General features: G+C 71.2%; 24 protein-coding genes and 3 pseudogenes. 13 read left to right on the top strand and 14 right to left on the bottom strand.

The window, feature by feature from the left end; translation table 11 throughout:
- Window positions 1-102 precede the first annotated feature (102 nt).
- Both ACIPY5_RS16655 and ACIPY5_RS16650 read right to left on the bottom strand, forming a co-directional pair.
- Window positions 103-729, bottom strand: a pseudogene (locus tag ACIPY5_RS16655) (GntR family transcriptional regulator); the annotation flags it as partial.
- 94 nt (window positions 730-823) lie between these two features.
- Complete coding sequence (locus ACIPY5_RS16650; RefSeq protein WP_400972576.1) at window positions 824-1429, bottom strand: TetR/AcrR family transcriptional regulator; 606 nt, start codon at window positions 1427-1429, stop codon at window positions 824-826.
- 96 nt (window positions 1430-1525) lie between these two features.
- On the opposite strand from ACIPY5_RS16650, the gene ACIPY5_RS16645 reads away from it, so the two are divergent.
- A complete protein-coding gene (locus ACIPY5_RS16645) occupies window positions 1526-2365 on the top strand; it encodes an SDR family NAD(P)-dependent oxidoreductase (RefSeq protein WP_400972574.1) in 840 nt (279 codons plus the stop codon).
- A 53-nt stretch (window positions 2366-2418) separates the two neighbouring features.
- Here ACIPY5_RS16645 and ACIPY5_RS16640 read toward each other — a convergent pair whose 3' ends face one another.
- Entirely contained in the window at window positions 2419-3396 is a 978-nt protein-coding gene (locus ACIPY5_RS16640; RefSeq protein WP_400972572.1) for an EamA family transporter, read from the bottom strand.
- A gap of 39 nt (window positions 3397-3435) precedes the next feature.
- Here ACIPY5_RS16640 and ACIPY5_RS16635 point away from each other — a divergent pair, with 39 nt between their 5' ends.
- From ACIPY5_RS16635 to ACIPY5_RS16625, 3 genes are all read left to right on the top strand, one after another.
- On the top strand, window positions 3436-3972 hold the full coding sequence (locus ACIPY5_RS16635; RefSeq protein WP_400972570.1) for a CGNR zinc finger domain-containing protein: 537 nt from the start codon (window positions 3436-3438) through the stop codon (window positions 3970-3972).
- 269 nt (window positions 3973-4241) lie between these two features.
- Entirely contained in the window at window positions 4242-5309 is a 1068-nt protein-coding gene (locus tag ACIPY5_RS16630) for a PLP-dependent cysteine synthase family protein (protein ID WP_400972568.1), read from the top strand.
- Between the two features lie 83 nt (window positions 5310-5392).
- Window positions 5393-5902 carry a glycine cleavage system protein R gene (locus tag ACIPY5_RS16625; protein WP_400972566.1) on the top strand — a complete coding sequence of 170 codons (510 nt, stop codon included), beginning with the start codon at window positions 5393-5395 and terminating at the stop codon, window positions 5900-5902.
- A gap of 142 nt (window positions 5903-6044) precedes the next feature.
- Here the strand turns inward: ACIPY5_RS16625 and ACIPY5_RS16620 are convergent, their stop codons facing one another.
- Window positions 6045-7058, bottom strand: a complete 1014-nt coding sequence (locus tag ACIPY5_RS16620) for an aldo/keto reductase family protein (protein ID WP_400972564.1) — start codon at window positions 7056-7058, stop codon at window positions 6045-6047.
- Window positions 7059-7131: 73 nt separating this feature from the next.
- The gene (locus ACIPY5_RS16615; protein WP_309342138.1) at window positions 7132-7809 is read right to left on the bottom strand and encodes a GntR family transcriptional regulator; all 678 of its coding nucleotides are present in this window, start codon (window positions 7807-7809) and stop codon (window positions 7132-7134) included.
- A 176-nt stretch (window positions 7810-7985) separates the two neighbouring features.
- Here ACIPY5_RS16615 and ACIPY5_RS16610 point away from each other — a divergent pair, with 176 nt between their 5' ends.
- From ACIPY5_RS16610 to ACIPY5_RS16595, 4 genes are read left to right on the top strand one after another with little or no spacing between them, the layout of a single operon-like run.
- A complete protein-coding gene (locus ACIPY5_RS16610) occupies window positions 7986-9203 on the top strand; it encodes an aminotransferase class V-fold PLP-dependent enzyme (protein ID WP_400972561.1) in 1218 nt (405 codons plus the stop codon).
- Window positions 9204-9257: 54 nt separating this feature from the next.
- Complete coding sequence (locus tag ACIPY5_RS16605) at window positions 9258-10571, top strand: ABC transporter substrate-binding protein (RefSeq protein WP_400972559.1); 1314 nt, start codon at window positions 9258-9260, stop codon at window positions 10569-10571.
- Window positions 10572-10575: 4 nt separating this feature from the next.
- On the top strand, window positions 10576-11556 hold the full coding sequence (locus tag ACIPY5_RS16600; RefSeq protein WP_400972557.1) for a carbohydrate ABC transporter permease: 981 nt from the start codon (window positions 10576-10578) through the stop codon (window positions 11554-11556).
- The gene (locus tag ACIPY5_RS16595; RefSeq protein WP_309342112.1) at window positions 11553-12446 is read left to right on the top strand and encodes a carbohydrate ABC transporter permease; all 894 of its coding nucleotides are present in this window, start codon (window positions 11553-11555) and stop codon (window positions 12444-12446) included. Before ACIPY5_RS16600 ends, ACIPY5_RS16595 begins: the two co-directional genes overlap by 4 nt.
- A gap of 62 nt (window positions 12447-12508) precedes the next feature.
- On the opposite strand, the gene ACIPY5_RS16590 is transcribed toward ACIPY5_RS16595, so the two are convergent.
- Window positions 12509-14536, bottom strand: a complete 2028-nt coding sequence (locus ACIPY5_RS16590) for a DUF4407 domain-containing protein (protein WP_400972554.1) — start codon at window positions 14534-14536, stop codon at window positions 12509-12511.
- Between the two features lie 158 nt (window positions 14537-14694).
- Entirely contained in the window at window positions 14695-15273 is a 579-nt protein-coding gene (locus tag ACIPY5_RS16585; RefSeq protein ID WP_400972552.1) for a TetR/AcrR family transcriptional regulator, read from the bottom strand.
- 64 nt (window positions 15274-15337) lie between these two features.
- On the opposite strand from ACIPY5_RS16585, the gene ACIPY5_RS16580 reads away from it, so the two are divergent.
- The gene (locus tag ACIPY5_RS16580) at window positions 15338-15961 is read left to right on the top strand and encodes an NAD(P)H-dependent oxidoreductase (RefSeq protein ID WP_400972550.1); all 624 of its coding nucleotides are present in this window, start codon (window positions 15338-15340) and stop codon (window positions 15959-15961) included.
- Window positions 15962-16091: 130 nt separating this feature from the next.
- Here ACIPY5_RS16580 and ACIPY5_RS16575 read toward each other — a convergent pair whose 3' ends face one another.
- From ACIPY5_RS16575 to ACIPY5_RS16565, 3 genes and pseudogenes are all read right to left on the bottom strand, one after another.
- Entirely contained in the window at window positions 16092-17159 is a 1068-nt protein-coding gene (locus tag ACIPY5_RS16575; RefSeq protein ID WP_400972684.1) for an alpha/beta fold hydrolase, read from the bottom strand.
- A 75-nt stretch (window positions 17160-17234) separates the two neighbouring features.
- Window positions 17235-18083 (bottom strand): annotated as a pseudogene (locus ACIPY5_RS16570) (alpha/beta fold hydrolase); the annotation flags it as partial.
- A complete protein-coding gene (locus tag ACIPY5_RS16565; protein WP_400972548.1) occupies window positions 18080-18853 on the bottom strand; it encodes a 3-hydroxybutyrate dehydrogenase in 774 nt (257 codons plus the stop codon). The gene ACIPY5_RS16565 and the pseudogene ACIPY5_RS16570, both read right to left, overlap by 4 nt.
- Before the next feature lie 63 nt (window positions 18854-18916).
- Between ACIPY5_RS16565 and ACIPY5_RS16560 the strand changes: the two genes are divergently transcribed.
- Complete coding sequence (locus ACIPY5_RS16560) at window positions 18917-19831, top strand: LysR family transcriptional regulator (RefSeq protein WP_400972546.1); 915 nt, start codon at window positions 18917-18919, stop codon at window positions 19829-19831.
- Window positions 19832-20092: 261 nt separating this feature from the next.
- Complete coding sequence (locus ACIPY5_RS16555) at window positions 20093-20569, top strand: SixA phosphatase family protein (RefSeq protein ID WP_400972544.1); 477 nt, start codon at window positions 20093-20095, stop codon at window positions 20567-20569.
- 97 nt (window positions 20570-20666) lie between these two features.
- Here ACIPY5_RS16555 and rlmN read toward each other — a convergent pair whose 3' ends face one another.
- Window positions 20667-21920 (bottom strand): 23S rRNA (adenine(2503)-C(2))-methyltransferase RlmN, encoded by a 1254-nt coding sequence (rlmN, locus tag ACIPY5_RS16550; protein ID WP_400972543.1) that lies wholly within the window; start codon window positions 21918-21920, stop codon window positions 20667-20669.
- A gap of 123 nt (window positions 21921-22043) precedes the next feature.
- On the opposite strand from rlmN, the gene ACIPY5_RS16545 reads away from it, so the two are divergent.
- Window positions 22044-22631 carry a ribosomal protein L7/L12 gene (locus ACIPY5_RS16545; protein ID WP_400972541.1) on the top strand — a complete coding sequence of 196 codons (588 nt, stop codon included), beginning with the start codon at window positions 22044-22046 and terminating at the stop codon, window positions 22629-22631.
- A gap of 9 nt (window positions 22632-22640) precedes the next feature.
- Here ACIPY5_RS16545 and ACIPY5_RS16540 read toward each other — a convergent pair whose 3' ends face one another.
- Entirely contained in the window at window positions 22641-23357 is a 717-nt protein-coding gene (locus tag ACIPY5_RS16540; RefSeq protein ID WP_400972539.1) for a hypothetical protein, read from the bottom strand.
- A 129-nt stretch (window positions 23358-23486) separates the two neighbouring features.
- Here ACIPY5_RS16540 and ACIPY5_RS16535 point away from each other — a divergent pair.
- A pseudogene (locus ACIPY5_RS16535) lies at window positions 23487-24224 on the top strand (ankyrin repeat domain-containing protein); the annotation flags it as partial.
- A gap of 414 nt (window positions 24225-24638) precedes the next feature.
- Here ACIPY5_RS16535 and ACIPY5_RS16530 read toward each other — a convergent pair.
- The gene (locus tag ACIPY5_RS16530; RefSeq protein ID WP_400972537.1) at window positions 24639-25496 is read right to left on the bottom strand and encodes an SDR family oxidoreductase; all 858 of its coding nucleotides are present in this window, start codon (window positions 25494-25496) and stop codon (window positions 24639-24641) included.
- Window positions 25497-25539: 43 nt separating this feature from the next.
- The gene (locus ACIPY5_RS16525; protein ID WP_400972534.1) at window positions 25540-26301 is read right to left on the bottom strand and encodes an SDR family NAD(P)-dependent oxidoreductase; all 762 of its coding nucleotides are present in this window, start codon (window positions 26299-26301) and stop codon (window positions 25540-25542) included.
- Window positions 26302-26498: the final 197 nt, after the last annotated feature.

Raw genomic sequence — 26498 nt, 5'->3', positions numbered from 1 at the left:
CGCGTTCGGGGTCGTGGAGCGAGCACCGGCGGAGCCGGTGCTCGTCGAGTGAGCCGAAGGCGAATCGAAACGCAGAGACGAAACGCCGTGCTCTTCCGCGTGCAGCGAGTCGAGGATGCTCGCGAGCGCGTTGTGCAGGTGGACGTGGGTGGCGTGCGCGGCGAGGTCGCCGTCCCCGGATCCGATCGCCTCCGCGATCAGCCGGTGCTCGCCCGCGCTCGCGGCGAGGCGTGCGGGCTTGTCCCGCGCCATCCGGCGCACGCGCACGAGATGGGTCCGCACCGTGCGCAGCGCGGCGGTGAGGTAGTCGTTGCCGACGGCGGCGTCGAGCGCCTCGTCGAAGCGGGCGATGAGCGCGTAGTACTGCGCGCGCCCCTCCTCGTCCCCGAGCGACTCGGCGGCGTGCGCGAAGCGGGTGGCGAGCTCCGCGAACTCCGCGCGGTCGGCTGCGGACGCGGCGGCCCGCGCGGTGCTCTCCTCGAGCGCGCGACGCAGCGCGAACAGGTCGCGGATGTCGGCCGCGTCGATCGCGGCGACCACCGTGATGCGCGGCGAGAGCTGCTCGACGAGGCCGTCCGCCGTCAGCCTGCGCAGCGCCTCGCGCAGCGGCGTGCGGCTCACCCCGAGCCGCTCGGCCTGCTCGACCTCGGCGAGCACGGTGCCGGCGGCGAGGGATCCGGACTGGATCTCCTCCAGTAGCGCACGGTAGGCGAACTCGCCCGCGCGCATCCCCTCGGCGACGATGGTCATGTCGCTAGTGTATCCATAATCGACCAAATGTCACCCTGGAAAGGGAGATAGAGGGCGTTGTGGATACACAGCGTCACCCTCGCGCGGCTATCCCCTCCCAGAGCAGCGCCAGGGCCGCATCGGCGACGCCCCCGGTCGGCTCACCGTCGAGCAGTCCGCCGGAGCCGAGCGTCGCGATGCCATGGACGGTCGCGAAGGCCACCGTCGCAATACGCGCCGGATCCCCCTCGACGATCTCCCCGGCGCTCTGCCCTTCGGCGACCAGAGCGACGGTCAGCGCCATCGCCTCCCTGCCCGCGACGAGCACGTCGGCCGACGCCTCGACGTCGCTCTCGGTCTTGTGGGCGAACATGAGCGCGAGCAGCGCCGGATTCTCCTGAGCGAACGCCAGATAGCTCGCCACCAGAGCTCGCAGCCGATCGCGCACCGGCGTCGCACGCGCGGCGGCGATCACCCTGAATCCCGCGGAGAGACGGGCGAAGCCCTCCACCGCCAGCGCGTCCAGCAGGGCGCGCCGATCCGCGAAGTGCTTCGCCGGCGCCGCGTGACTCACCCCGAGTTCACGCGCGAGCGCCCGCAGGGACAGGCCGTCCGCCCCGACCTCGCCGAGGGCGCGCTCGGCCGCACCGAGAAGCTCGGCGCGGAGATTCCCGTGGTGATACGACGCGGCAGCGGACACGGGTCGAGCCTATCGTGAAGTAGCCATTGACAACATATGGTGTCAGTGCCTACATTGAGGGAACACCCCCTCGAGATCGCACAGAACGGATCCACCATGCCCCTCGACCTTCACGGCACCACCGCCCTCGTCACCGGCGCCAGCTCCGGAATCGGCGTCGAGATCGCACGAGCCCTCGCCGTGCGCGGATCCGATCTCGTGCTCGTCGCCCGCCGCGAAGACCGCCTCCAGCAGGTGGCCGCCGAACTCGCCGCGGCGCACGGCATCACCGCGACGGTGATCCCCGCCGACCTCGCCGCGCCCGGAGCGGGCGCCCGACTTGTCGCCGACCTCGCCGCGCGCGGCCTGCACGTCCACACCCTCGTCAACAATGCAGGCTTCGGCACCTACGGGCCGTTCGGGACGATCCCCCTCGCCCGCACCGCGCAGGAGATCCAGCTCAACGTCGGCACCCTGGTCGAGCTCACCTCGGCCCTGATGCCGCAATTGATCGCCTCTCAGGGCATCGTCCTCAACCTCGCATCGACCGCCGCCTTCCAGCCCACGCCGGGGATGGCGGTCTACGGCGCGACCAAGGCGTTCGTGCTGAGCTTCACGGAGGCGCTCTGGCGGGAGACCGAAGGCACCGGCATGCGCGTGCTCGCGGTCTGCCCCGGTGGCACCGACAGCGAGTTCGGCGCCGTGTCCGGAACGACGGCCAGCCCCGCCGAGTTCGGCAAGCGGCAGAGCGCCGCGGACATGGTCGCCGAGGCGATGCGCGCGCTCGAGACCACGGACGCGCCGAGCATGGTCTCCGGCACCCGCAACCGCGCGCTCGCACGCCTGGTCCGCCTGTTCCCGCGCCGTACGGCCGTGGCCGTCTCGGATCGCGTGATGGGCCGCCCGCGGGTGCGGGCGGGTCAGGTCGCCTCCTCGGTCGCGGGGTCCGCCCACTGAAGGAGCGAGCCTCTCGGCCCGAGCTCGGGTCGAGAGGCCCAGGATCCGGAACTTCAGGTCGTCGCGACCGGCTCCGGGACCGCATCCGGCTGCACCTCGTCGACGACGGGCTCGCCGAGCTTGACCAGCACCACGCCGACGAGCACGAGCGCACCTCCGAACGCCTGCAGCAGATCGGGCAGCTGCCCGAGGAACAGCCAGCCGAACAGCAGCGCGGCGATCACCTCGGAGAGCGCCACGAACGACGCGAAGCGGGATCCGAGCCGCCGCGTCGACACGATGCCGAGCACGTAGGCGAGCGCGGTGGCGATCACGCCGACGGCGAGCACGGGCACGAACCACGGCAGCGTGCCGAACCGGTAGGTGACGTCATGGGTGTTCCAGGCCATCGGCAGGATCCCGGTCGCACCCGCGACGCTCAGTCCGATCGCGCCGATCAGCAGGCCGAGTCCGGCGAGCGCGATCGGGGGCAGGCCGGTGTCGCTGCGTCCGGAGAGCAGGAAGTAGGTCGCGGCGCCCACCATCGCGCCGAGCGCCCACAGGATCCCCACCGGGTCGATCCTGGATCCGGTGAAGATCTCCAGCATGAGAACGAGCCCGATGAACGCGACGACCGCGCCGATCATGCCCCGCACGCCGGGACGCTCTCCGCGCCGGAGCCAGAGCCAGAGCACGACCGCGATCGGCGCCGTGTACTCGATGAGCAGCGCGAGGCCGACGTCCATGACGGCGACGGCCTGGAAGAAGCACAGCTGCGCGGCCGTGACCGCGAGGAGTCCGTACACGACGATCATTCCCGCGTGCTTGCGGACGATCCCCCAGCGGCCGCGCAGGGCGAGCAGCGTCGGCACGAGCAGCACGAGCGCAGCGACCCACATGCGCACCGTGACCGCGGCGCCGGGACTCCACCCCGCGTCCATGAGGCCTCGGGCCCACGCGCCGCTCATCCCGAAGGAGAGCGCCGCGCCGAGAGCGAAGACGAGTCCGGAGCGCATCCCGGTCGCGCGCCTGTCATTCGCCACTGTGCTCATGACATGTGACGCTACTCCGGGAGGATGTAAGGTGTCAACATGATCTTCACCGATGACACCGAGGAGACCCTCCGGGCCGCCGTGTGGCTGGTGAACTCGGCAGAGGATCCCGACACGCTGAACTCCCTGAGCGATGAGGCGGCCTTCCTGGGTCAGTTCGGTTACACCGGGCGCATCGACCGCGACGAGGCGGAGCTGGCCGGCCTCCGCGCGATCCGCCCGCAGCTGCGCACGATGCTCCTCGCGCCCCGCGACGACATGGCCGCCGCCGTCAACGAGGCCCTCGCCGGCGTCTCCCTCGCGCCGCGCCTGGCCCGGCACGGTGCCGTGGACTGGCACCTGCACGCGGTGGCCGACGATCACCCGCTGCCCGAGCGCGTGATCGTGGAGACCGCGATGGCCCTGATCGACGTGATCCGCGCCGAGGAGGGGTCCCGCATCTCGGTCTGCGCCGACGACACCTGCGAAGCCCTCGCGCTCGACCTGTCGCGCAACCGCTCCAAGCGCTACTGCTCCACGGTCTGCGCCAACCGCAACGCCGTCGCCGCCTACCGAGCCCGCCGCGCCGAGGCGTAGCCCTCGCCCCGCGGCGGAACCAGGCTCGCGCCGCCCCCGTTGCCGCTCCCACTGCCGCTGCCGCTGCCGCTCCCACTTCCGAGTCGTCCCCAAGAGCGCGCGCCATAGCGTCCGCTGGCGGGGACGACCCTGCAGCGGGAGCACTCCACTTTCGAGTCGTCCCCGTGAGCGCACCCCATGGCCTCCGCTGATGGGGACGACTCGGAGGTAGGAGGGCGGGCACGGGGCCGGCACCGGCGAGCGTCGGTAGGCCCGGCTACCCTCGTGACATGACCTCCGACTGGACCGGATCCGCCATCGCCCTGCTCGAGGCGGACGGGAACCGCAGCGCCGACACGCACCTGCATGTGTTCCCCCTGCCCGCGGAATGGGGCATCGACCTCTACCTCAAGGACGAGTCGGTGCACCCGACCGGATCCCTCAAGCACCGGCTCGCCCGGTCGCTGATCCTGTACGGCCTCGTCAACGGGCGCATCCACGAGGGCACGACGCTGGTCGAGGCCTCGAGCGGATCCACGGCGGTGTCCGAGGCGTACTTCGCGCGGATGCTGGGCCTGCCGTTCGTGACGGTGGTGCCGCGCTCGACCAGCCAGGAGAAGATCGACCTCATCGAGTTCTACGGCGGACGTTGCCATTTCGTCGACTCCGGAGCGGCCATGTACGCCGAGGCCGAACGCCTCGCCTCCGAGTGCGGCGGGCACTATCTCGACCAGTTCACCTACGCCGAGCGCGCGACGGACTGGCGCGGCAACAACAACATCGCCGAGAGCGTCTTCAGTCAGCTGCGCCGCGAACGCCACCCGATCCCGAGCTGGATCGTCGTCGGCGCGGGCACCGGCGGCACGAGCGCGACCTTCGGCCGCTACGTGCGCTACCGCTGCCACGACACCCGGATCGCGGTCGTGGATCCCGAGGGCTCGGCGTTCTTCGGCGGCTGGCGCAACGGGGATCCGTCGTTCACGACCGGCACCCCGAGCCGGATCGAGGGCATCGGGCGTCCGCGCGTCGAGCCCTCCTTCGTACCGAGCGTCATCGACGAGATGATCCCCGTCCCCGACGCCGCCTCGGTCGCCGCGATCCGACTGCTCAAACAGCGCACGCTGCACTGGGCCGGCGGATCCACCGGCACGAACCTCGTCGGCGCGTTCCAGCTCATCGCCCGGATGCTGAAGGCGGGCGAGCGCGGCAGCGTGGTCACCCTCATCTGCGACGGCGGCGCCCGCTACCTCGACACCTACTACTCCGACGACTGGGTCGCCGCGCAGGAGTGGGACCTTGCGCCGCATCGCGCGCGCATGGAGCACTTCCTCACGACCGGGGAGTGGATCGAGGACTGAGGGCGCGGGCCGCGCCTCACGCGCGTCGCGATCCGAGGCGATCCGGGAGTGACCCCGCGGATCCCGGTCGCTACGCTGGCGACATGACCACGCTCATCCTCACCGTCGTCGGATCCGACCGTCCTGGCCTCGTCGCGACCGTCGCGCACATCGTCGACGAGCACGGTGGCAACTGGGAGAACAGCCGGCTCGCGGAGCTCGCCGGCACGTTCGCCGGCGTGATCCAGGTGTCGGTGCCCGTCGAGCGGGTCGAGGAGCTGCGCGCGTCGCTGCACGGCCTCGACGGCCTGCTCACGATCGCCGTGCACGCCGGATCCGGCGCCCTGGCGGCCGAGGCTGCGCAGGAGCTGTCGATCCAGGTGCTCGGCAACGATCGTGCAGGCATCGTGCGCGAGATCTCGAGCGTGCTGAACGCCCACGCCCTGAGCATCGAGAGCATGACCACCGAGACGCGCGACGCGGCGATGGCGGGAGGGCGCCTGTTCGAGGCATCGGTCGTCGCGCGGGTGCCCGCCGACGCGGATCCCGAGGCCCTGCGCGCCGCCCTCGAGCAGATCGCGCACGACCTCCAGGTCGACATCACCGTCGGCTGACCCGCCTACACAAAACCGCGAGACTCCACCTGGACGACGAGACTGCACCTCAGGTGTGCAGTCTCGTCGCGGAGATGGAGTCTCGCGGTCAGGAAGGCTCAGTTCGGACCGGGCGGGGCCGGTTCGGACCGAGCGAACCGGTTCAGACCAGGCGAGCCTTCGGGGAGACCTCGTAGGTGTCCTCGGGGTCGTCGTTCACGACGCCGGCAAGAGCCGCGTCGATCGCGAAGAGGGTGTCGGCGTCGAGCACCACGCCGGACGCCTTGACCGTGTCGGCCAACTGCTCCGGACGGGAGGCGCCGACGAGCGCTGCCGCCACGTTCTTGTTCTGCAGCACCCACGCGATCGCGAGCTGCGGCATCGTCAGGCCCGCGTCCGCCGCGATCGGCTTCAGCCGCTGCACGGCCGTGAGGATGTCGTCCTGCAGGAAGCGCTGGATGAAGTGCGCGCCCGAGTGCGGATCCGTCGCGCGCGAGCCCTCCGGCACGGGCTGGCCGGGCAGGTACTTGCCGCTCAGCACGCCCTGGGCCATCGGCGACCAGACGATCTGCGAGATCCCCAGCTCCTCCGAGGCCGGCACGACCTTGCCCTCGATCACGCGGTGCAGCATCGAGTACTGCGGCTGGTTCGAGATGAGCTGCACGCCCAGCTGCTTCGCCAGTGCGTGCCCCTCGCGGAGCTGCTCCGCGGTCCATTCGGAGACGCCGATGTAGAGCGCCTTGCCCTGACGGACGACGTCGGCGAACGCCTGGAACGTCTCCTCGAGCGGCGTCTCGTGGTCGAAGCGGTGCGCCTGGTACAGGTCGACGTAGTCGGTGCCGAGGCGCTTCAGGGATCCGTTGATCGACTCGAGGATGTGCTTGCGGCTGAGGCCGGTGTCGTTCGGACCCTTGGGGCCGGTCGGGAAGTAGACCTTGGTGAAGATCTCCAGGCTCTCGCGGCGCTGGCCCTCGAGAGCCTTGCCGAGCACGACCTCCGCGGCCGTGTTCGCGTAGGTGTCCGCGGTGTCGAACGTCGTGATGCCGGCTTCGAGAGCGGCATGCACCGTCTTGACCGCGGCGGCGTCCTCGACCTGCGAGGCGTGCGTGACCCAGTTGCCGTACGTGATCTCGGAGACCTTCAGACCGCTGTTGCCCAGGTATCGGTAGTTGACCATGGCTCCAGCGTAGGGGCGCCCGCACAGGTCGGGATCCGGATCCGTCATCCGGACACGGGTGCTCCCGTCACCGTCACTCCGCCATCTGCTTGCGCAGCCAGTACTCGGTCTGCGCGACGTGCCACCCGGCCGCCGCCGACGCCGCGGCCGGATCGCGCGCGACGAGGCCCCGTGCGATCGCGCGGTGGCCGGCGTCGGAGAGCACCTTGAGCTGCGCCGCATCCGCGTCGTCGAAGATCCGGTACTGCCGGGTGCGCGAGCGCAGGACCTCGAGAAGGCTCGTCAGCGCGGCGTTGCCGGCGAGCTCCGCGATCCGCATGTGGAACTCGTGGTCCAGCCGGGACGCCTCATCGTGGTCGGGGCAGTCCGCGATCCGCTCGACGAGGTCGGCCAGCTCCGCCAGCATCGCATCGTCCGCCCGCGCCGCGGCGATCGACGCCGCGTGCGCTTCGAGCGGGCGGCGGATCTCGACGAGCTCGAGGATCGCATCGAGGGGCAGCACGTCGACGGTGAGCGAGAGACCGCGGATGAGGTCGGCGGGCCGGAGCGTGCTCACGTAGCTGCCGGATCCGTGCCGGGTCTCCAGCACGCCGAGGGCGGCGAGCATGCGGATCGCCTCGCGGACCGAGCCGCGGGACACCCCGAGCTGCTCGCACAGCTCGCCCTCGCTGGGCAGCTTGTCGCCGGGGCGCAGCTCTCCGTCGGCGACGAGCGCGCGCAGCCCGTGCAGCGCGGTCTCGAGTGCGCTCATGGTTCCCTCCCTGGGCGAGTCCTCTCACGAGTGTGGAGCACGGCCAGGTTCGAGGATAGTCGTCAGACGACTTTGGTCCAAAAGTCGCCTTTCGCTGGCCATAGCGACACTTCTGTGCCAAAGTTGTGCGACAAGTTGATCTGCTCGCTTCGATACCCCCTCAAGGATGAGACGTCATGGACGACCCCCGCACGGCCGCCCGCATCGCCCCGGTGCCCCTCCTGTCATATGACAGGGCACGGGATGCCTGGCCCCTCGATCCCCGGATCGTGCACCTGAATCACGGGTCCTTCGGCGCGGTGCCGAGCGAGGTCGTGGCCCTCCAGGACGCGCTGCGACACGAGGCCGATCTCAGCCCGATCGGCTGGTTCCCGCGGATCGCGGAGAAGGTCCAGGCCGCCCGCGCCGAGGTCGCCCCGTTCGTCGGCGCCGAGGCCGCCGACACCGCCTTCGTTCCGAACGCCTCCGCCGCCGCCACGGTCGTCTACAACGCCCTGCAGCTGGATCGGGATGACGAGATCCTCGTCACGGACCACGGCTACGGCGCCGTGACCATGGGCGCGGCCCGCCTCGCCCGCCGGTTCGGCGCACGCCTGCGCACGGTCGCCCTCGGCCTGCTCGACGACGCCGAAACGGTCGTCGCGCGCTTCGCCGAGGAGATCGGCCCGCGCACACGGCTCATCGTCGTCGACCAGATCACGTCCTCCACGGGCCGGCGCTTCCCCACCGCCGAGATCACCACCCTCGCCCACGAGCGCGGCGTGCGAGTGCTCGTCGACGGCGCCCACGCCCCGGGTCTGATCCGCGACGCTGCGGTCGCGGGGGGCGGGGACTGGTGGTTCGGCAACATGCACAAGTGGCCGTGCGCACCTCGCGGATCCGCCCTGCTCGTGACGCAGGCACCCGACCGAGACGAGCTCTGGCCGCTCATCGACTCCTGGGCCGCGACCGATGCCTACCCCGTGCGCTTCGACACGCAGGGCACGATCGACGCCACGACCTACCTCGCCACCCCCGCCGCGATCGCGTTCATCGAGCGCGAGCACGGCTGGGAGCGCGCCCGGGACACGATCTCCGAGATCGCGGACGCCGGCGCCGGGATCATCGCGGAGGCCTTCGAGCGCGCGGCCGACGAGCCGGCGCTCGTCGACCTGCCCATGCCGGTCCCCTCGATGCGCCTGATCCGGTTGCCGCTCGGCATCGGCCGCACCCGCGAGGAGGCCGACGATCTGCGCATGCGCCTGTTCGACGAGGTCGGCGTGGAGACCGCCTTCACGAGCTTCGCCGGCGCCGGCTACTTCCGCCTCTCGGCGCACCTCTACACCGAGGCCTCCGACTTCGAGGCGTTCGCCGAGCGCTGCGTGCCCCGGATCCTTGAGCTCGCCGGGCGCTGACCCGGTCCCCTCCCCCCGCACCATCCCTGCAACACCCCAATGAAAGGAAGCCCCATGGTGAAGCGCACCCGATTCGCCTCGATCGCCGGGGTGGGCATCGTCGCCCTCCTGGCGCTCAGTGCCTGCTCCGGCGGAGCGTCGAGCGGAAGCGGATCCGCCGACGGCAAGGTCACCCTCCAGATGGTCGAGAGCCTGACGAACCCGGACCGCACCAAGCTCATCCGCGGCCTGCTCGACGACTTCCAGAAGGCCAACCCGAACATCACCGTCAAGCTGGTCTCGCCGCCGACCGAGCAGGCCGACACGACGATCCAGCAGATGCTGCAGGCCGGCAAGGGCATCGACGTGCTGGAGACCCGCGACATCACAGTCGGCCCGTTCGCGAACAACCACTGGCTCTACGACATGACCGCGGATCTGAAGAGCTGGGACGGCTGGAGCGCGCTCACCGACAACGCCAAGAAGGCGGGCGTCTCCGATGGCAAGACCTGGTTCGTCCCCTACGGCTTCTACGGCCTCTCGCTCTTCTACCGCACCGATCTCGTGAAGTCCGCGGGCTTCGACGGGCCGCCCAAGTCCTGGAAGGATCTGCTCGACCAGGCGTCGAAGATCCAGGATCCGGAGAAGAACCAGTACGGCTACGCGTTCCGCGGAGGCAAGAACGCCAACTCGAACGTCGTCGCGGCGATCGAGGCGTACACGATCGACGACCTCGACACCTCGAACGCGTTCCTGCTCAAGGACGGCAAGACGATCTTCTCCTCGCCCGACGCGCAGAAGGGCGTCGACGACTACTTCGCCCTCTTCAAGAAGGCCTCCCCGCCGTCGGCCGTCTCCTGGGGCTACCCGGAGATGGTGGCGGGCTTCACGAACGGCACCACGGCGTTCCTGCTGCAGGATCCCGAGGTCATCGCGACCGTCTCGGCGTCCAGCCTGAAGCAGGACCAGTGGAACACCGCGCCGCTGCTCACCGGCCCGAGCGGCAAGGCGGCGCAGCCCCTCGCCGTCGCCGGCTGGGGCGTCGCGCAGTCGAGCGCGCACAAGGAGGCGGCGGTCAAGCTCGTCGAGTACCTGTCCTCGGCGAAGCCCGCCACGACGTTCGCACAAAAGAACAGCCTGGTGCCGATCATCGCGGCCGCGGCCAAGGATCCGTTCTACTCGACGGGCCCGTGGACGAGCTACGTGACCATGACCGAGCACCCCGACACGTACGTCAACGTGCAGCAGCCGCGCGGCGTCGCGTGGTGGACCGAGTGGATCCAGAAGTCCGATCAGGACGTGCAGAGCGTGCTGCTCGGCAACATGACCACCAAGGAACTGCTCACCTCGTGGGACCAGTACTGGACTGACAAGTACAAGAAGGGCTGATGTCGTGACCTCGACCTCCGCCACCGAGCGCCCGGCCGGTTCGTCCGGCCGGGCCGCTCGGCCCGCGCGGCCGCACCCCGCCCCCGGGGCCGGCGGGCGCCGCCGCACCACGTTCCGCGCCCGGCACGCGCTCACGATCCTCGCCTTCCTCGCGCCCGCGATCGTGTTCGTGTGCTGGTTCACGTACCTGCCGATGCTGCAGGGCGCGCGCATGGCGTTCCTGGACTACAACCTCTGGGATCTCACCTCGACGCCGTTCGTCGGCTTCGACAACTTCGCGAAGGTGCTCGCCGACCCGGTCTTCCCGACCGTCGCGGGCAACACCGTGCTGTGGGTCATCGGATCCCTGGTCCCGCAGTTCGTGATCGGCTTCCTCATCGCCCTCGCGCTGCGCCAGCGGTTCCGTTTCCGCGGCGTCTACCAGGCGCTCGTGTTCTTCCCCTGGGCCGTCTCCGGATTCCTCATCGGGATGCTGTTCCGCTGGATGTTCAACGCCGAGTTCGGCGTGATCAACGACCTGCTCATGAAGGCGCATCTCATCTCGGCGCCCCTGCCCTGGCTCGCGGATCCGAAGCTCGCGATGTTCACCGTGATCGTCGCGAACATCTGGTACGGCGTGACGTTCTTCGCGATCATGATCCTCGCCGCCCTGCAGTCCGTTCCGGAGGAGGTGCTCGAGGCCGCGAGCCTGGACGGCGCCGGCAAGGCGCGACAGCTGTTCTCGATCGTGATCCCGTACATCTCGACCACGCTGTTCCTCACGGTGCTGCTGCGCGTGATCTGGATCTTCAACTTCCCCGACATCATCTGGGCGATGACGGGCGGAGGCCCGGCGAACCGCACCCACATCATCACGACCTGGATGATCAACTTCACGCAGCAGGGCAACTACGGCACGGCGAGCGCGCTCGGGCTCATCGTCGTCGCCGTGCTGTTCGTGTTCTGCGCGTTCTATCTCTTCGCGATGCGGAAGGCCAGCCGATGACCGCGACCATGACCCTCACGACCGGCCGCGCGGGCTCCTCGCGCCCGGCGCGCTCCTCCCGCTCCCGGGTCACCGTCGGCGGCGTCGTCAAGGTGGTCGGGCTCGCGCTCTGGCTGCTGATCACGCTGTTCCCGCTGTACTGGATCGTGCTGACATCGTTCAAGTCGCCGCAGACGGTGAACCGCTTCCCGATCGAGTACTGGCCCTCCGAGCCCTCGGTGCAGAACTACGCCAAGCTCTTCTCGGATGCGAACTTCGGGGTGTTCCTGGCGAACTCGGCGGTGGTCGCGCTCATCGCGGGCGCGACGTCGACGCTCATCGCGCTGCTCAGCTCCTACGTGATCTCGCGGTTCGAGTTCCGCGGCAAGGGCGCGGTGCTCATCGCGTTCCTGCTGACCCAGATGATCCCCGCGTTCATCGCGCTCGGCCCGCTCTACACGATGATGACCGACCTCGGCCTCGTGGACAGCAAGCCCGGCCTGATCCTCGTCTACGTCGCCGTGTGCATCCCGTTCTCCACGGTCATGCTCCGCGGCTTCTTCGAGAACGTGCCGGATGCGCTCGAGGAGTCGGCCATGATCGACGGCTGCTCCCGGCTCGGCGCGCTGTTCCGGATCCTCGTTCCGGTGATGACCCCCGGGATCATCGCCGCGTTCATCTTCAACTTCGTGAACTGCTGGAACGAGCTGTTCCTGTCGGTCGTGCTCATGCAGTCCGAGGAGAACCGCACGATCCCCGCCGCACTGAACAGCTTCATCTCCACGTTCAACGTGGACTGGGGCTCGATGTCGGCGGCCGCGGTGCTCACGATCCTGCCGACCATGGTGCTCTTCGCCGTGGCCAGCCGCTGGATCGTGGCGGGCCTCACGGCGGGATCCGTCAAGGAGTAGCCCGTCCCCGCACGACGACAGAGCCCCCTCCGGATCGGAGGGGGCTCTGTCGTGTCTGTCGTCTAGACCCGGGCCGCGTCGGGCGCGGTGGGCGCCGTCGGCTGCGGGGCGGGTGCCACCGAGTGCGCCGAGGACGGGGCCGGATGCGCCGAGGCGGGGGCCGGGTGCGCGGACCCGACTCCGGGGTGAGCGGGAACCGGCCACGAGGGCGCACCGGACGGAGCCGGCGACGCCGGTGCCGTGCGCGGGGCGGGTGCAGCCTCGGCCATGACCGCGGGCAGGGCGGTCGTCGGCCCGGTCCCGGTCGCCACCGCGGGGACCGTGGCCGTGGGGGCGTCGGTCGTCGGATCCGTTGTGCTCACGGGAGCGGGAGCCGTCGATGATGCGGGAGCCGGATCCGTCGCGGCGGCCGTCTCGGCCTCGTGCGCATCGGCGAAGGCGCGGTGCTTCGCCTCCTCGGCGATGATCGCGGCGCGGTCGCGGTAGCCCTTCGAGGTGACGCGGTCGAGCTCGACCTGCTTCGCGATCGCCTCGGCCTTCTCGTAGAGCGACGGGTCGCCCCAGCTGGTGAGCACCTTCACGATGACCGGCAGCAGCTCGATCATGAAGAACAGCGCGGCGATCAGCCAGTGCGCGAAGCCCAGCACGGGCTCCTTCGCGGAGAGGCGGTCGAGCGCCGAGATCTGGCTGAGCAGGCCCACCGCACCGGCGTTCGTGCCGGCCACGGACGCGGCGCGCGCGTTGTACGCATCGAGCGCGGTCTTGTACGCCTGCTCGGCGGCGGGGATCTGGTCCTTCGCCTGCTGGCGGTTCTGGGACTCGGAGGCCGAGGTCGCCGTCTTCGACGAGCTGTCCGCCGACTCCAGGTCGGTGTTGGCCTGGCGCAGTTGCGCGGCGAGCGCGTCGTAGGTCTGCTGCGCCTGGTCGAGCTGCGACTTCGCGGCCGTCGAGCTCGCGCCGTCGCCCTGCACCCCGGTGCAGCCGGGCACCGTGCCGGCGCCCTGCCCGGTGAGCTCGCACTGGTAGAGCGCACGGGCCTGGTCGATGACCTTCTGCTGGTCCGTCATCTGAGCGGTGATCTTGGTGACGGTGTCCTGCGCCGCCTTCTGCGAGGCGGAGTCGCTGGACGTGCCCTTCACGATGCCGGTCGAGGCCTGGTTCTGCAGGTCGGCGAGGCGGGCGGAAGCCGCGTCCAGAGCCTTCTTCTCGGGACCGCTGGTCACGGCCTTCTGATCGGACTGCGCCTGCACCAGGTTGGTCGCGGTGACCTCGCGGGCGATGTCGTTGTGGAACGCCTGCAGCACGATCGGCTCGGCCACGACGAAGCCGATGATCGCGGCCATCAGCACACGCGGGATCGCAAGCCCCAGCAGACGCCAGAGGTTGCGGGTCGAACGCATGGTCGAGGTGAGGAAGCGGTCGAGGTTGAAGATCAGCAGCGCCCAGACGATCGCGAGCGGCACGGCCAGCCAGACCAGCACCTGCACGCCCGTGGTGAGGGCGAACAGCATCGACAGCGCCGACACCAGCGCGGTGCCGGCGAGCACGAAGAACATCTGCACGAAACGCGGCTGCTCGGTGGGGACGCGGTCGAGGATCGCGCCGTCGGCGCCGCCGAGGATCGCGAGCCGGCGCCAGAACCAGCCCTGCGGGCGGGGCTCCCGCGGCGCCTTCGGCTGCCTCGGGGTCCTGGGCTGCTTCGGGGGGCGGGCGGCGGCCGGCGCGGGTGCCGCGGCGACCGGGACGGGCTCGATGGCGGGGGCCGGCTCGGGGGCGGACTCCGGCTCCTCGGGTGTCGCGAAAAGGTCCTCGATCGTGGGCTCGGGCTCGCGCTCGGGCACCGGAGCCGGCTCGGGCGCCCGCGCGGGCTCCGGCATCGGCGGACGCGGCGGGGCGACGGGCTCGATCGGAGCGGTCGCGGCCTCAGCGGCGGCGGGATCGGATCCGGTCGGCGTGTAGTCGCGCACGAAGATGAACGGGTCCTCGGCGGCCGGGTCGGCGGGGTTCGCGGGGTCGGGCTGTCCATCGACGTCGAAGGCGATCCGACCCTGGGAATCCATGCGGCCGGGGCGGTGGGCGGAATAGGACATCCCTCAACCGTACGAAAACCCGCCTGTAAGAGCGGTGGGCGAACCCTGGGCGCAGGCCGGGCGGATCCGAGGTGCCACCTATGCACCCCCATCTTCGCGTCGTCCCCGTCAGCGCACGCCAGGGGGTCCGCTGACGGGGACGACGCGGAGGTGGAGGGTCAGCGGGAGGGGGGCGGCAGCATCCGGTCTACGGCGCTCTCGTATCCGGCGAGCGCGACCTCGACCGGGAAGTGCCCGGCGGCGGAGAGCGTGCCGAGGCCGTGCACGAGACCCCAGAGGCTCACGGCGTCGACGGGGCGGTCCAGCCCTGCGGCGAGCGCAGCCTCCCCCAGCGCCTCCTCGAGGCCTTCGATGAGCGGTGCCATGGTCGCCGTGGGCGATCCGGGCACGCATACGGTCGGATCGTAGATCGCGTCGAAGGCGTTCGGATGCTCGACGGCGAATCGGATGTACGCGCCGCCGCCGTTGCGCAGCGCCGCTCTGGGGTCGGGGCTCGCGGCGATCGCTTCGCGCACGAGCGCGAGCAGATCCGCCATGCTGCGCTCGGCGATCGCCTTGATCAGACCGTTCCGGTCGGCGAAGTGGTGGTACGGCGCGTTGTGGCTCACGTTGGCGGCGCGTGCGACTTCGCGCAGGCTGATCTCCTTCGCGGGCTTCTCCGCGAGCAGCTGCATTGCCGCGTCCTCGAGCGCGTGCGCGAGGTCGCCGTGGTGATACCCGACCCTTGAACTTGACACGAGCAACATCATCTCCTATCTTGACAGTGTCCACCAGGTTGACAGTGTCAAGATAGGAGATCGCATGTCCGCCGCCCTCGTCATCGACGGCCACCCCGACGCCCGTTCCCTCACGGCCGCCCTCGCCCGGCGCTACGCCGAGGCGCACGGCGATGCCCGCCTGCTCGCCCTGCGCGATCTCGCCTTCGACCCGATCCTGCGCTACGGCTACCGCGAGCGCATGACCCTCGAACCCGACCTCGTCGAAGCGCGCGAGGCCCTGCACGCCGCACGCACGGTCGTCGTCGCGACGCCGCTGTGGTGGGGATCCGTTCCCGCGCTGCTCAAGGGCTTCTTCGACAGGAGCCTGCTGCCCCAGCAGGAGTACCGGTACCGCCGCTCCGGCCTCCCCGAGGGACTGCTGACCGCCCCGCACGGCCGGCTGCTGCTGCTCGCGGACACCCCGTGGTACTTCCGCCCTCTCACCGGCCTGCCGGGACAGACGCACGTCGCGCGAGCGACCATGCGGTTCTGCGGCATCAGGGACGTGCGGACCACCCGCATGCTCGGCGTGAAGGACGCCTCCCCCGCGCGCATCGAGGGATGGCTCGACAGGGCTGCGCGGCTCGGCGCGTCCGACGGCGCCCGCGATGCGAAGACCCCGACCCCGGCGCAGGCCTCCCCCGTGCCGGCCCCCGCATCCGCCTGACCCGCATCCTCTTGACCCGCGCCCGCCCGACCCCGGCCGGCGCCCCCGCCTGCACTCTTCCATCTCCGGGTCGTCCCCGTCAGCGCACGCCATAGCGTCCTCTGACGGGGACGACGCGGAAGTGGGAGGTTCAGAGACCGAGGTGGGCGGCGAGCTCGCGGTCGAAGACCTCGGCCTCGTCGAGGTGCGGCGCGTGCCCGGCCTCGGGCAGGACCACCTCGCGATACTCCCCGCCGTTCGCGGCGTAGCGTTCGAGCACGGCTCTGGTCTGGGTCACCATCGGCTGCACAGGAGCGACCTCCTCCCCCGGCCAGCCCGGGATCACGCCGAGCGCGCCGAGCTGGTTGAGGTCGAAGAACGAGGCGTCCGAGACGATCGCGTCCTTGGCCCCGCGGATCCAGAGGATCCGGGGCTTCACGGAGAGATCCACGATGCCGGACAGATCCAGGTGCTGCGGCGCCATCGTGTTGAGCACCCCGCGCGTGCCCGCGGCGAATCCCGGCCAGTTCTCGGATCCGACCGCATCGCCCGGGTAGTTGTCGAGACCCGTCCTGGTCGTGAGCATCGAGGCGACCCAGAGGTCTTCGTGCGCGGTCTGCGTCTCGGGCCTCGCCACGTACGCGGTCCGGTACACCGTGCGCGGCGAGGTCTGCGCCTCATCCGTGGTGTCGCCCGCGTCCAGTCGCGCCACGAAGTCGGGGTTCGCTCCGCCGCCACCCGTGCCGGCGCCGTCGGCATCGTTGCGCACGCCGTCGGGGCCGTGCGTGCCGCCGAAGCCGTAGGGCGACACCGGCGACTCCAGGGTCAGCGAGAGCACGCGCTCCGGCGCATCGAGCGCGACCTGCAGCACGACGCCGCCGCCCATGCTCCAGCCCACGAGGTGCACGGCGTCGAGGTCGAGGGCGTCGAGCACCGCGCGCACATCGTCGGCGAAGTCGCGCAGCCCCCGTGTCGCATCGACGGGCTTGGTCTCGCTCTCGCCGAACCCGCGGAGGTCGATCGCGAGCGCGCGCACGCCCGCCGGCAGGGCGAGCATCGTCGGCTGGGAGAAGAGCGACGAGGACACGTTGCCGTGCACGAACACGACCGTCGTGGTGGGCGCCGCCGGATCCGCGGCGGGGCGTTCGAGCACGTTCGCGGTGTAGCGCGGGGTCTCGACGCGGTGGGCGGCGATGCCGTCGAACAGGGTGGTGGTCATGTCGGCTCCTTCGGGAGAGCGAGGGTGGGAGGGGAGCGGTCCGTGGCGCGTGTCCGCTTCGGCGGCGACGCGCACGGCGCCCCGTTCGGCGAACAGGATCGTGTAGTGGTTCACATCGGGCACCTCCACGATCCGCAGCTGCGGCACGAGCGCGCGGAACTGCTCGAGCGCCCGCGGGGCATAGAGCGGATCCGCATCCAGCAGCCCGCGCGGCGCGCGCAGCACGGTCACGGGCATGCGCAGCCCGCGCAGCGCGTCGAGATACCAGTCCGGGCCGTACAGCTCGCCGCCGTCCTGCAGCATCGCCGCGGCGACGGTCGAGGAGCGCAGGTGCGGAGCGGATCCGTCCAGATCGTGCCGCGCGTAGGTCTCGACCGCGGGCGACCAGTCCCGGGCGAAGGCGGGATGGATCCGCCAGAAGTCGAGATAGGCGCCCTCGTCGGCGAACTCCATCGACAGCCGTCGCGCGGCCGGGCCCAGCAGCGCCGCGATGTCGAGGGCGTCGGCGCTCGCCCCCTCCGGCAGCGCGAGCGGGAACCCGCCGTCGACGAGCACGAGGCGGGCCACGAGATCGGGCCGCGCCGCGGCGAGCGCGACCGCCACGAACGCGCCCATCGAGTGCCCGAGGATCGTGCGCGCACCGCCGCCGTCCGCGTCCAGCACCCCGGCGAGGTCCTCGGCATGACGGCGCAGGCCGTAGGGCCCGGGAAGCGCGTTGCTGCGCGCCCTCCCCCGCAGGTCGGGTGCGAGGATGCGCCGGGAGGGCAGGAGCGCGGCGACCGTGTCCCAGGCACGGCCGTTGGCGGTGATGCCGTGGATCGCGAGGACGGCGTCGACGTCGGACGAGGGGCCGAAGGCGGTGACGGCGAGCGTCTGAGCCACGGCGTCCGCGCCGTCCCTGGCCTGCGGCCGGTCCACGGTCATCGCGCGCTCCATCCGCCGTCCATCGTGTAGGACGCTCCGGTGACGGAGCCCGCGGTCGGACCGCACAGCCACCGGGCCAGATCCGCCACTTCTTCGGGCTCGAGCAGCCGCTTGATCGCCGATTCGACGAGCATGACCTTCTCGATCACGTCGGTCTCGGGGATGCCGTGCGTGCGGGCCTGATCCGCGATCTGCTTCTGCACGAGGGGCGTGTTGACGTACCCGGGGTTGATGCAGTTGCTCGTGACCCCGTGCGGTCCACCCTCGAGCGCCGTCACCTTGGAGAGCCCCTCCAGCGCGTGCTTGGCGGTGACGTAGGCCGACTTGTACTCGCTCGCGCGCAGGCCGTGCACGGAGCTGATGTTGACGATCCGCCCCCATTCGCGGGCGTACATCCCGGGGAGCACCGCCCGGATGAGCAGGAACGGCGCCGTGACCATGATGTCGAGCATGCGGCGGAACATCAGCGGGTCGAACTCGACGATGGGCGCGACGGTCTGGAGCCCCGCGTTGTTCACGAGGATGTCGGCGTCGAAGGCGCGCGCCGAGAGTGCGTCCAGATCGCCGAGGTCGATCTCCAGGGCTTCGCCGCCGATCTCCGCCGCCACGGCGGCGGCCCCCTCGGCGTCGCGGTCCAGCAGCAGCACGTGCGCCCCGTCCTGCGCGAGCGCCCTGGCGCACGCCGCCCCGATGCCGCTTCCTGCTCCGGTGACGAGGGCGGTGCGCCCCCGGAGGTCGGTGTCGGGTCCCGGGGATCGCTGCGCTGCCATGCCTGCACGGTAGTTCACCCTCGCGCACGACGGAAGGGGATCCGGCTATGCAAAACTGCACAGATGGACGCGCACTTCCCCGCACCGCCGCTCAGCGCGGACGACCTGCTGGTGCTGCTCGCCGTCGCGCGCAGCGGCCGGTTCACCGCCGCCGGGCAGCAGCTCGGCCTGAACCACACCACGGTCGCGCGCCGCATCGCCGCCCTCGAGGCGCAACTGGGCGGGCGCGTGCTCTCGCGCGAGGGCGCCGGGTGGGAGCTGACCCCGCTCGGCACGCGGGCGCTGGCCGCGGCCGAGGGCGTCGAACGCGCGCTCGGACGCCTGGACGGCGGGGACACAGCGCGGATCGGAGGGCTGATCCGACTGTCCGCCACCGACGGCTTCAGCGGTTTCGTGGCCGCGCCCGCGATGGCCGCCCTGCGGCGCACGCATCCCGAGGTGCAGCTCGAACTCATCACCGGCACCCGCCAGGCCTCGCATCAGCGCACGGGCGCCGACCTCGAGGTCGTGGTGGGACGCCCGCAGGTGCGGCGGGCCCGCGCGATCCACCTCGCCGACTACGCGCTCGGCCTCTACGCGAGCCGCGATTGGCTGCGCGAGCATCCGGCGCCGCAGGATCCGGAGGAGCTCGCGGGGCAGCCGCTCGTCTACTTCATCGAGTCGATGCTGCACGTCGACTCCCTCGACGACGCGCGGCGCGCAGTTCCAGGCATGCAGGACGCCGTGGCGAGCACGAACGTGTACGTGCACGTCGATGCCACCCGCGGCGGTGCGGGCTACGGACTGCTGCCGGCCTTCCTCGCGGATCAGCACGAGGATCTCGTGCGCGTGCTGCCCGACGAGATCGACGAGCGTCTGCCGTACTGGCTCATCGCGCGCCCCGAGGCGCTGAACCAGCCCGCGATCGCGGCCTTCCTCGACGCGCTCCAGTCCCGCCTGGCCGAGGTCCGCCCGCACCTCCTCGGCGAGCGTCCGTAGCCGGCTCCCCACTTCCCCGCCCCCGCGCCTCGCTCCCACCTCCCTCCTCCCTCCCACCTCCCACCTCCGGGTCGTCCCCGTGAGCGCACCCCAGGGGCTCCGCTCACGGGGACGACCCGGAGTGAGCATGCACCGTCTCCGCGCCACTTTCGAGTCGTCCCCGCCAGCGCACCCCAGGGGCTCCGCTCACGGGGACGACCCGGAAGTGGGGCTGTGCATGTGTGCGTGCGCCGGCGCCGACTCGGTGGCACGCTGGGGAGCGTGAAGACCCTGCTGCTGGCACGCCACGCGAAGTCCGACTGGGGCGCGGCGCAGCTCCGCGATCACGACCGGCCCCTGAACGCGCGCGGACTCCTCGACGCCCCCACGATGGCCCGGCGACTGCGTGACGAGGGCGTGGGCCTGCAGCGGATCGTCTCGAGCACGGCGATCCGCGCGCGCAGCACCGCCGACGCGTATGCCACGGCGTACGGGCTCGCCGTCGTCGAGGAGCCCGCGCTCTACGCGGCGTCCGACCGCACGATCCTCGGGGTCGCCTCCGTCCTCCCGGACGACGTCGAGGTCGCGATGCTCGTCGGCCACAATCCCGGCATGGCGGACGCGGTCGCCGAGCTCACCGGATCCTTCGTCGAGTTCCCGACGTGCGCGATCGCCGAGTGCGCGGTCGACGTGACGACCTGGTCCGAACTGGTCGAGGGATCCGGCGCCCTGCTCCGCCTGCGCACCCCGCGCGACTGATCCGCGCCCTGCCCCACGGTCCCTTCCACTTCCGATTCGTCCCCGCCAGCGGACGCCATGGGCGCCGCTGACGGGGACGACTCGGAGGTGGAAAGGGTCAGGCGAGGGCGGCTGCGGCGGCCTCGTCCTCCGTGGTGGCGACGAGCTGGCCGCAGGCACCGTCGATCTCCTTGCCGCGGGTGTCGCGGAGGGTCGTCGGGATGCCGGCGTCGTTGAGGCGGCGGACGAACTCGTCCTGCACGTCCTTCTCCGACGCGGTCCAGATGGATCCGGGGGTCGGGTTCAGCGGGATCGGGTTCACGTGCACCCAGCCGCGGCCGCGCGCATTGAGCTTCTCCGCGAGGAGGTCGGCGCGCCAGGGGTGGTCGTTCATGTCCTTGATCAGCGCGTACTCGATCGAGACGCGACGTCCCGTCTTGTCGAAGTAGCGGCGGGCGGCGTCGAGCGCCTCGTCGACCTTCCAGCGCGAGTTCACCGGGATGAGCTCGTCGCGGAGCTGGTCATCGGGCGCGTGCAGGGAGAGCGCGAACGTGACGGGGATGTCCTCGTCGGCGAGCTTGTTGATCGCCGGGACCAGGCCCACCGTCGACACGGTGATGCCGCGGGCACTCATGCCGAGGCCTTCGGGCTGGGGCTCGACCATGACGCGCACGGCATCCATCACGCGCTTGTAGTTCGCGAGCGGCTCGCCCATCCCCATGAACACGATGTTCGACACGCGCTCCATGGAGTGGTCATCGGCCTTCTTGCCGCCGAGGCCGCCCTCCGCGATGAGGCGGTTGGCCCGCACGATCTGCTCGACGATCTCGGCCGTCGACATGTTGCGCGTGAGCCCGGCCTGCCCCGTCGCGCAGAACGGGCAGTTCATGCCGCAACCCGCCTGGCTCGACACGCAGAGCGTGATGCGGCCCGGATAGCGCATGAGCACCGACTCGACGAGCGCGCCGTCGTGCAGGCGCCAGAGGAACTTGATCGTGTCGCCGCGATCGGTCTCCAGACGCCGCACCTCGGTGAGCAGCGGGGGCAGCATCCCGGCGACGAGCTCGTCGCGCTGGCCCGCGGGCAGATCCGTCATGTGCGCCGGATCCGAGGTGTAGTGCGTGAAGTAGTGCGTCGCCAGCTGCTTGGCGCGGAATCCGGGCAGGCCCAGCTCGGTGACCTTCTCGACGCGCTCGGCGGGCGTGAGGTCGGCGAGGTGCACGGGGGGCTTGCCCCGCTTCGGGCTGGCGAACTGCAGCAGCGGACGCCCCTCGGCGTCCTTCTTCTGCGTCCATCCTTCGGTGGCGGGGCGCACCTGGGCGGCGCGCTTCGCGGGCGCGCCGGAGCGGGCGGACGCAGGAGTCTCGGACATGTCTTCCAGGGTAGAGCCTGCAAGGTGCGAAGGCGCTGGGCGCGGGCCCGCCGGCGCAGCGGCGGACCGGCCGGCGCAGGGCGCGACGCACCGGCCCGGCGGATCCGCCCGTACGCTGGCGGCATGGACCTCTGGATCTGGATCCTCCTCGCCGGCGTGATCGTCATCCTGTTCGTCGTGATCGCGGTGACCGTGCGCGCGATCCGGCCGAAGGCGCCGGAGCCACTGGGGACACCCCTCGCGACGCCGTCGCCCGCCGCGGGCCGTCCGTCCGCGCCCCTCCCGCGCCAGGAACCCCGCGGAACGCAGGCGGCCGCTTCCGCCCCGCTCACCCCCTCCGTCATCGCCGAGATCGACGCACTGGTCGCCGCCGACCAGAAGATCTCGGCGATCAAGGTGCTGCGCGAACACTCCGGCTTGTCGCTGCGCGAGGCGAAGGATCAGATCGACGCCTGGGTGCCGACGGCCGCCGGCGCGGTGGACTCGGCCCCGGTCGCGTTCACCCGATCCGGTTCCCGCGCCGCAGGAGCGCCCTCCTACGCCGGCGAGCTGACCGCCCCCGAGCTGATCGCTCACCTCGACCCGAACGTGCGCGCCGAGATCGGCCGCCTCGTCACCGCGGATCAGAAGATCGCAGCCATCAAGCTGCTCCGCGAGGCCACCGGCCTCGGCCTGAAGGACTCCAAGGACGCCGTCGAGTCCTGGCGCTGAGACTGGTCCTCAGACCCTCCGACGGATCACGATCCGGTTCTCGTCGGACGGATCCTGGCGATCGAACCAGACGTCGACCTCCTCCCCGTTCACGATCGGATCGCGCGCGTCGATCGTCGCGGCGCGCTTGACCCAGCGCTGCTGCCCCGCGGCGTCGCGGAACGTATACGTCACCGCAGTCAGGATCCGGCTCGCGTCCTCGAAGTGCGTGTAGCCCTGATTCGTCACGGATCCGGTGACCGGGGATGTGGTGCGGACGAGTTCGTCGGCGGCGTCGAGGCGACGCGCCCTGGCCGCGCGGGCGGCCATCCCCAGCCCGAGGAGGGCGACGGCGCCGACGCAGAGCCCGAAGGCCAGGGGGTCGACGACCGGATTCCGCAGCAGTTCCGGCGGCGGCGCGACGACCGCGTGACCGACGGCCGCGCCGAGCATCGCGATGCCGATCGCGGTGAGCCAGCCGGGCAGGCGCGGATTGCGCGCGGCGGCGCCGACCCACAGCCCGAACGCGATCATGAGCGCGAAAGACGAGGCGATCGCCGCGATGATCGCCTCGACGTCCTGCTCCGGCACGTCATCGGAGAAGCCTGTCGCGGCACCGCGCGTGAGCCCCCACCCGAGGACGGCGCCCGCGCCCAGCAGGAACAGGCCCGGCACGATGAGGCGCGCCCCCGTGGTCCGCCGGGTCGTGCGCTCCCGCCGTGCGGCATCCGGATCGATCGTGCTCATGCCACGATCCCACCACAATGCGCTGCATTGCCGCTCGATGATCTTCGCTCGCGCTCGATCGGGGGTGCCGAGCCCCGTCGGTCGGCACCGCCTCAGAAGATCTCCATCTCCACGTGGTATACCATTTCCATGCTCATGACCCCCGCTCCTCCGTGCGCCGCTCGTCCGCCGCGCGGCCTGCGGCGGAAGGATCCCCTCCCTCCCCGGAAGCGCACGGCCGGCGCGATCGCCGGACTCGGGCTGACGGCGCTGCTGCTCGCCGGCTGCACCGCGTCCGGGACGGGAGCAGCCGCGGTCCCGACCGTGACCGCGACGCCGCCGGCCGCCGTGCGCACCCCCTCCTCCACCCCCAGAACCGAGGCCGAGATGACCGCTCTGAACTCCCGTCTGTTCGATGCCGCCACCGCCGGTGACGCGGGCGCCGTGCGCGCCGCGATCGCCGAGGGCGCCGACCTCGAAGCCCGCGGATCCGCCGGCATGACCCCGCTGATCGCGGCGACGAAGGGCAACCGGATCGACGCGGCCCTCGCACTCATCGATGCCGGCGCCGACGTGAACGCCAAAGACGACATCGTCGACTCCGCGTACCTGTACGCGGGTGCGCGCGGCCACGACGAAATCCTGCGGGCGACGCTCGAGCACGGCGCCGACCTGCGCAGCATGAACCGCTACGGCGGCACCGCGCTGATCCCCGCCTCCGAGCGCGGCCACCTCGGCACCGTGAAGATCCTGCTCGCCGCGGGCGTGGATCCGAATCACGTCAACAACCTGCACTGGACCGCGCTGCACGAGGCGATCGTGCTCGGCGACGGCTCGCCGACGTACGTCGACATCGTGCGCACCCTCATCGCGGGCGGCGCCGACGTCACGATCCGCGACGGCGACGGCGTGCTGCCGCGCGACCTCGCGGCCTCCCGCGGGTACCGCGACATCGTCGCCGCGATCGACGGGGCCCGAGCCCGGCCCCGAGCCGTCCCGAGCCTGACCCTCGGCCCCGGGGCCCGGTTTTGGGGCGCACTCTCCCGTTTTGGGGCGCACCACACCCGGATTCCCCGGCGGGACGCGCCCCGAACGGCAGGGACACGCCCCAAAGCCAGGAGGAACGGGACTTCGGACCCCGGACCCCGCCCGGAATCCGGCTCCCGGCCCCGGCCCCCGGCCCCGGTTTTGGGGCGCACTCACCCGTTTTGGGGCGCACCACACCCGGACTCCCCGGCGGGACGCGCCCCAAACGGCAGAGGCGCGCCCCAAAACCACGAGAGCGCCCGGGCCGAGCCCGGCTCAGTCGAGGAAGATGTCCGGGAACAGCTGGTCGTCGGGGGTGCCGGGGACGGCGGCGTATCCGGAGAAGTCCGTGACACCCGCGGCCTCGAGCACGTCCTCCACGATCAGCGTCTGGCCGGTGTACTCGCGGGCGGGCTGGGCGAGCACGGCGTAGGCGGCGTCGGCGTACACCTCGGGCGTGCGGCTGACCTTCATCATCCGGTCCCCGCCCAGCGCGAACTGCACCGCGGCCGTCGCGATCGTCGTGCGCGGCCACAGCGTGTTCGCGGCGATGCCGTCCTTCGCGAACTCGGCCGCCAGACCGAGCGTCGCCATCGTCATGCCGTACTTCGCGAGCGTGTACCCCGTGTGCGCGCCGAGCCAGCGGGGCGTGATGTTGAGCGGCGGCGACAGCGACAGGATGTGCGGGTTCGGGGCGTCCTTGAGCACCGGGACCGCGGCGCGGGACAGCATGAACGTGCCGCGCACATTGACGTCCTGCATGAGGTCGTACTTCTTGGCGGCGAGGTCGAGGGATCCCGACAGGTCGATCACGCTCGCGTTGTTGACGACGATGTCGATGCCGCCGAACTCGCCCTGCGTCTTCAGCACGGCCTCGGTCACGCTCTCGTCGTCGCGCACGTCCCCGAGGATCGGCAGCGCCTGACCGCCCGCCGCGCGGATCTGCTCCGCCGCGGTGTGGATCGTGCCCTCGAGCTTCGGATGCGGGGTGTCGGTCTTCGCGAGCAGCGCGATGTTGGCGCCGTCGGCCGCCGCACGCAGCGCGATCGCGAGGCCGATGCCACGGCTGCCGCCGGACATCAGGATGGTCTTGCCCGCGAGGGGCCTGTCGGTGGTCAGCGCAGTCTCGGTCATGTCTTCCTCGGGTTCGTGGGTCGGCGGGCGGATCCGGATCCGCTTACTTCGGCGCCATCCGGATCGCCCCGTCGAGGCGGATCGTCTCGCCGTTCAGGTAGCCGTTCTGGACGATCTGCTGCACGAGCGAGGCGTACTCGTCGGGGCGGCCGAGCCGGGCCGGGTAGGGCACCTGCTCGCCGAGCGAGTCCTGCGCGGCCTGGGGCAGGCCCGCGAGCATCGGGGTCTCCATGATGCCGGGGGCGATCGTGCACACGCGGATGCCGTAGCGGGCCAGCTCGCGTGCGATCGGCAGCGTCATGGCGTGCACGCCCCCCTTCGACGCGGAGTACGCGGGCTGTCCGATCTGGCCGTCGAAGGCCGCGACGCTCGCCGTGTTCACGATGACGCCGCGGTCGCCGCCGTCCAGAGGCTCGTTCTTCGAGATGACGGCGGAGGCCTGCGAGATCACGTTGAACGTGCCCACGAGGTTGATCCGGACGATCCGCTCGAAGCCGGCGAGGTCGGCCGGGTTGCCGTCGCGGTCCAGCACCTTGGCGGGCGGGGCGATGCCGGCGCAGTTCACCACGATGCGCAGCGGGGCGGCGGCCTGTGCGGCGGCGACGGCGGCGGCCACCTCGTCGGGGTTCGTCACGTCGGCCGGGGCGAAGACGCCGCCCAGCTCCTCCGCGATCTCGGCACCCTTCGAGCTCGGCAGGTCGATGATCGTGACGGTCGCACCGGCGGCGGCGAGGCGGCGCGCGGTGGCGAGGCCCAGCCCCGAGGCACCGCCGGTGACAAGGGCTCCGGATCCCTGGATCTGCATTGCCCACTCCTTTCGAACAGCTCTGTTCCTATGAGACGGCACGGCCTCTTTCAAGGTCTGCGACTGAGTCTCAGCTTACGTGAGTCTGCGTCTCACCCCGCACGCACGCTGCGCGCACACGGATCAGGATCCGATGGCGCAGTCGGCGGGGATCGTCGTCGATGCGAGCCTACGGCCCCGCACCCGGGTGCGGGGAG

The sequence above is a fragment of the Microbacterium sp. NPDC089698 genome (genome assembly GCF_044749045.1).
Taxonomy (GTDB): domain Bacteria; phylum Actinomycetota; class Actinomycetes; order Actinomycetales; family Microbacteriaceae; genus Microbacterium.
This window is presented reverse-complemented; position numbering and strand designations above follow the sequence as displayed.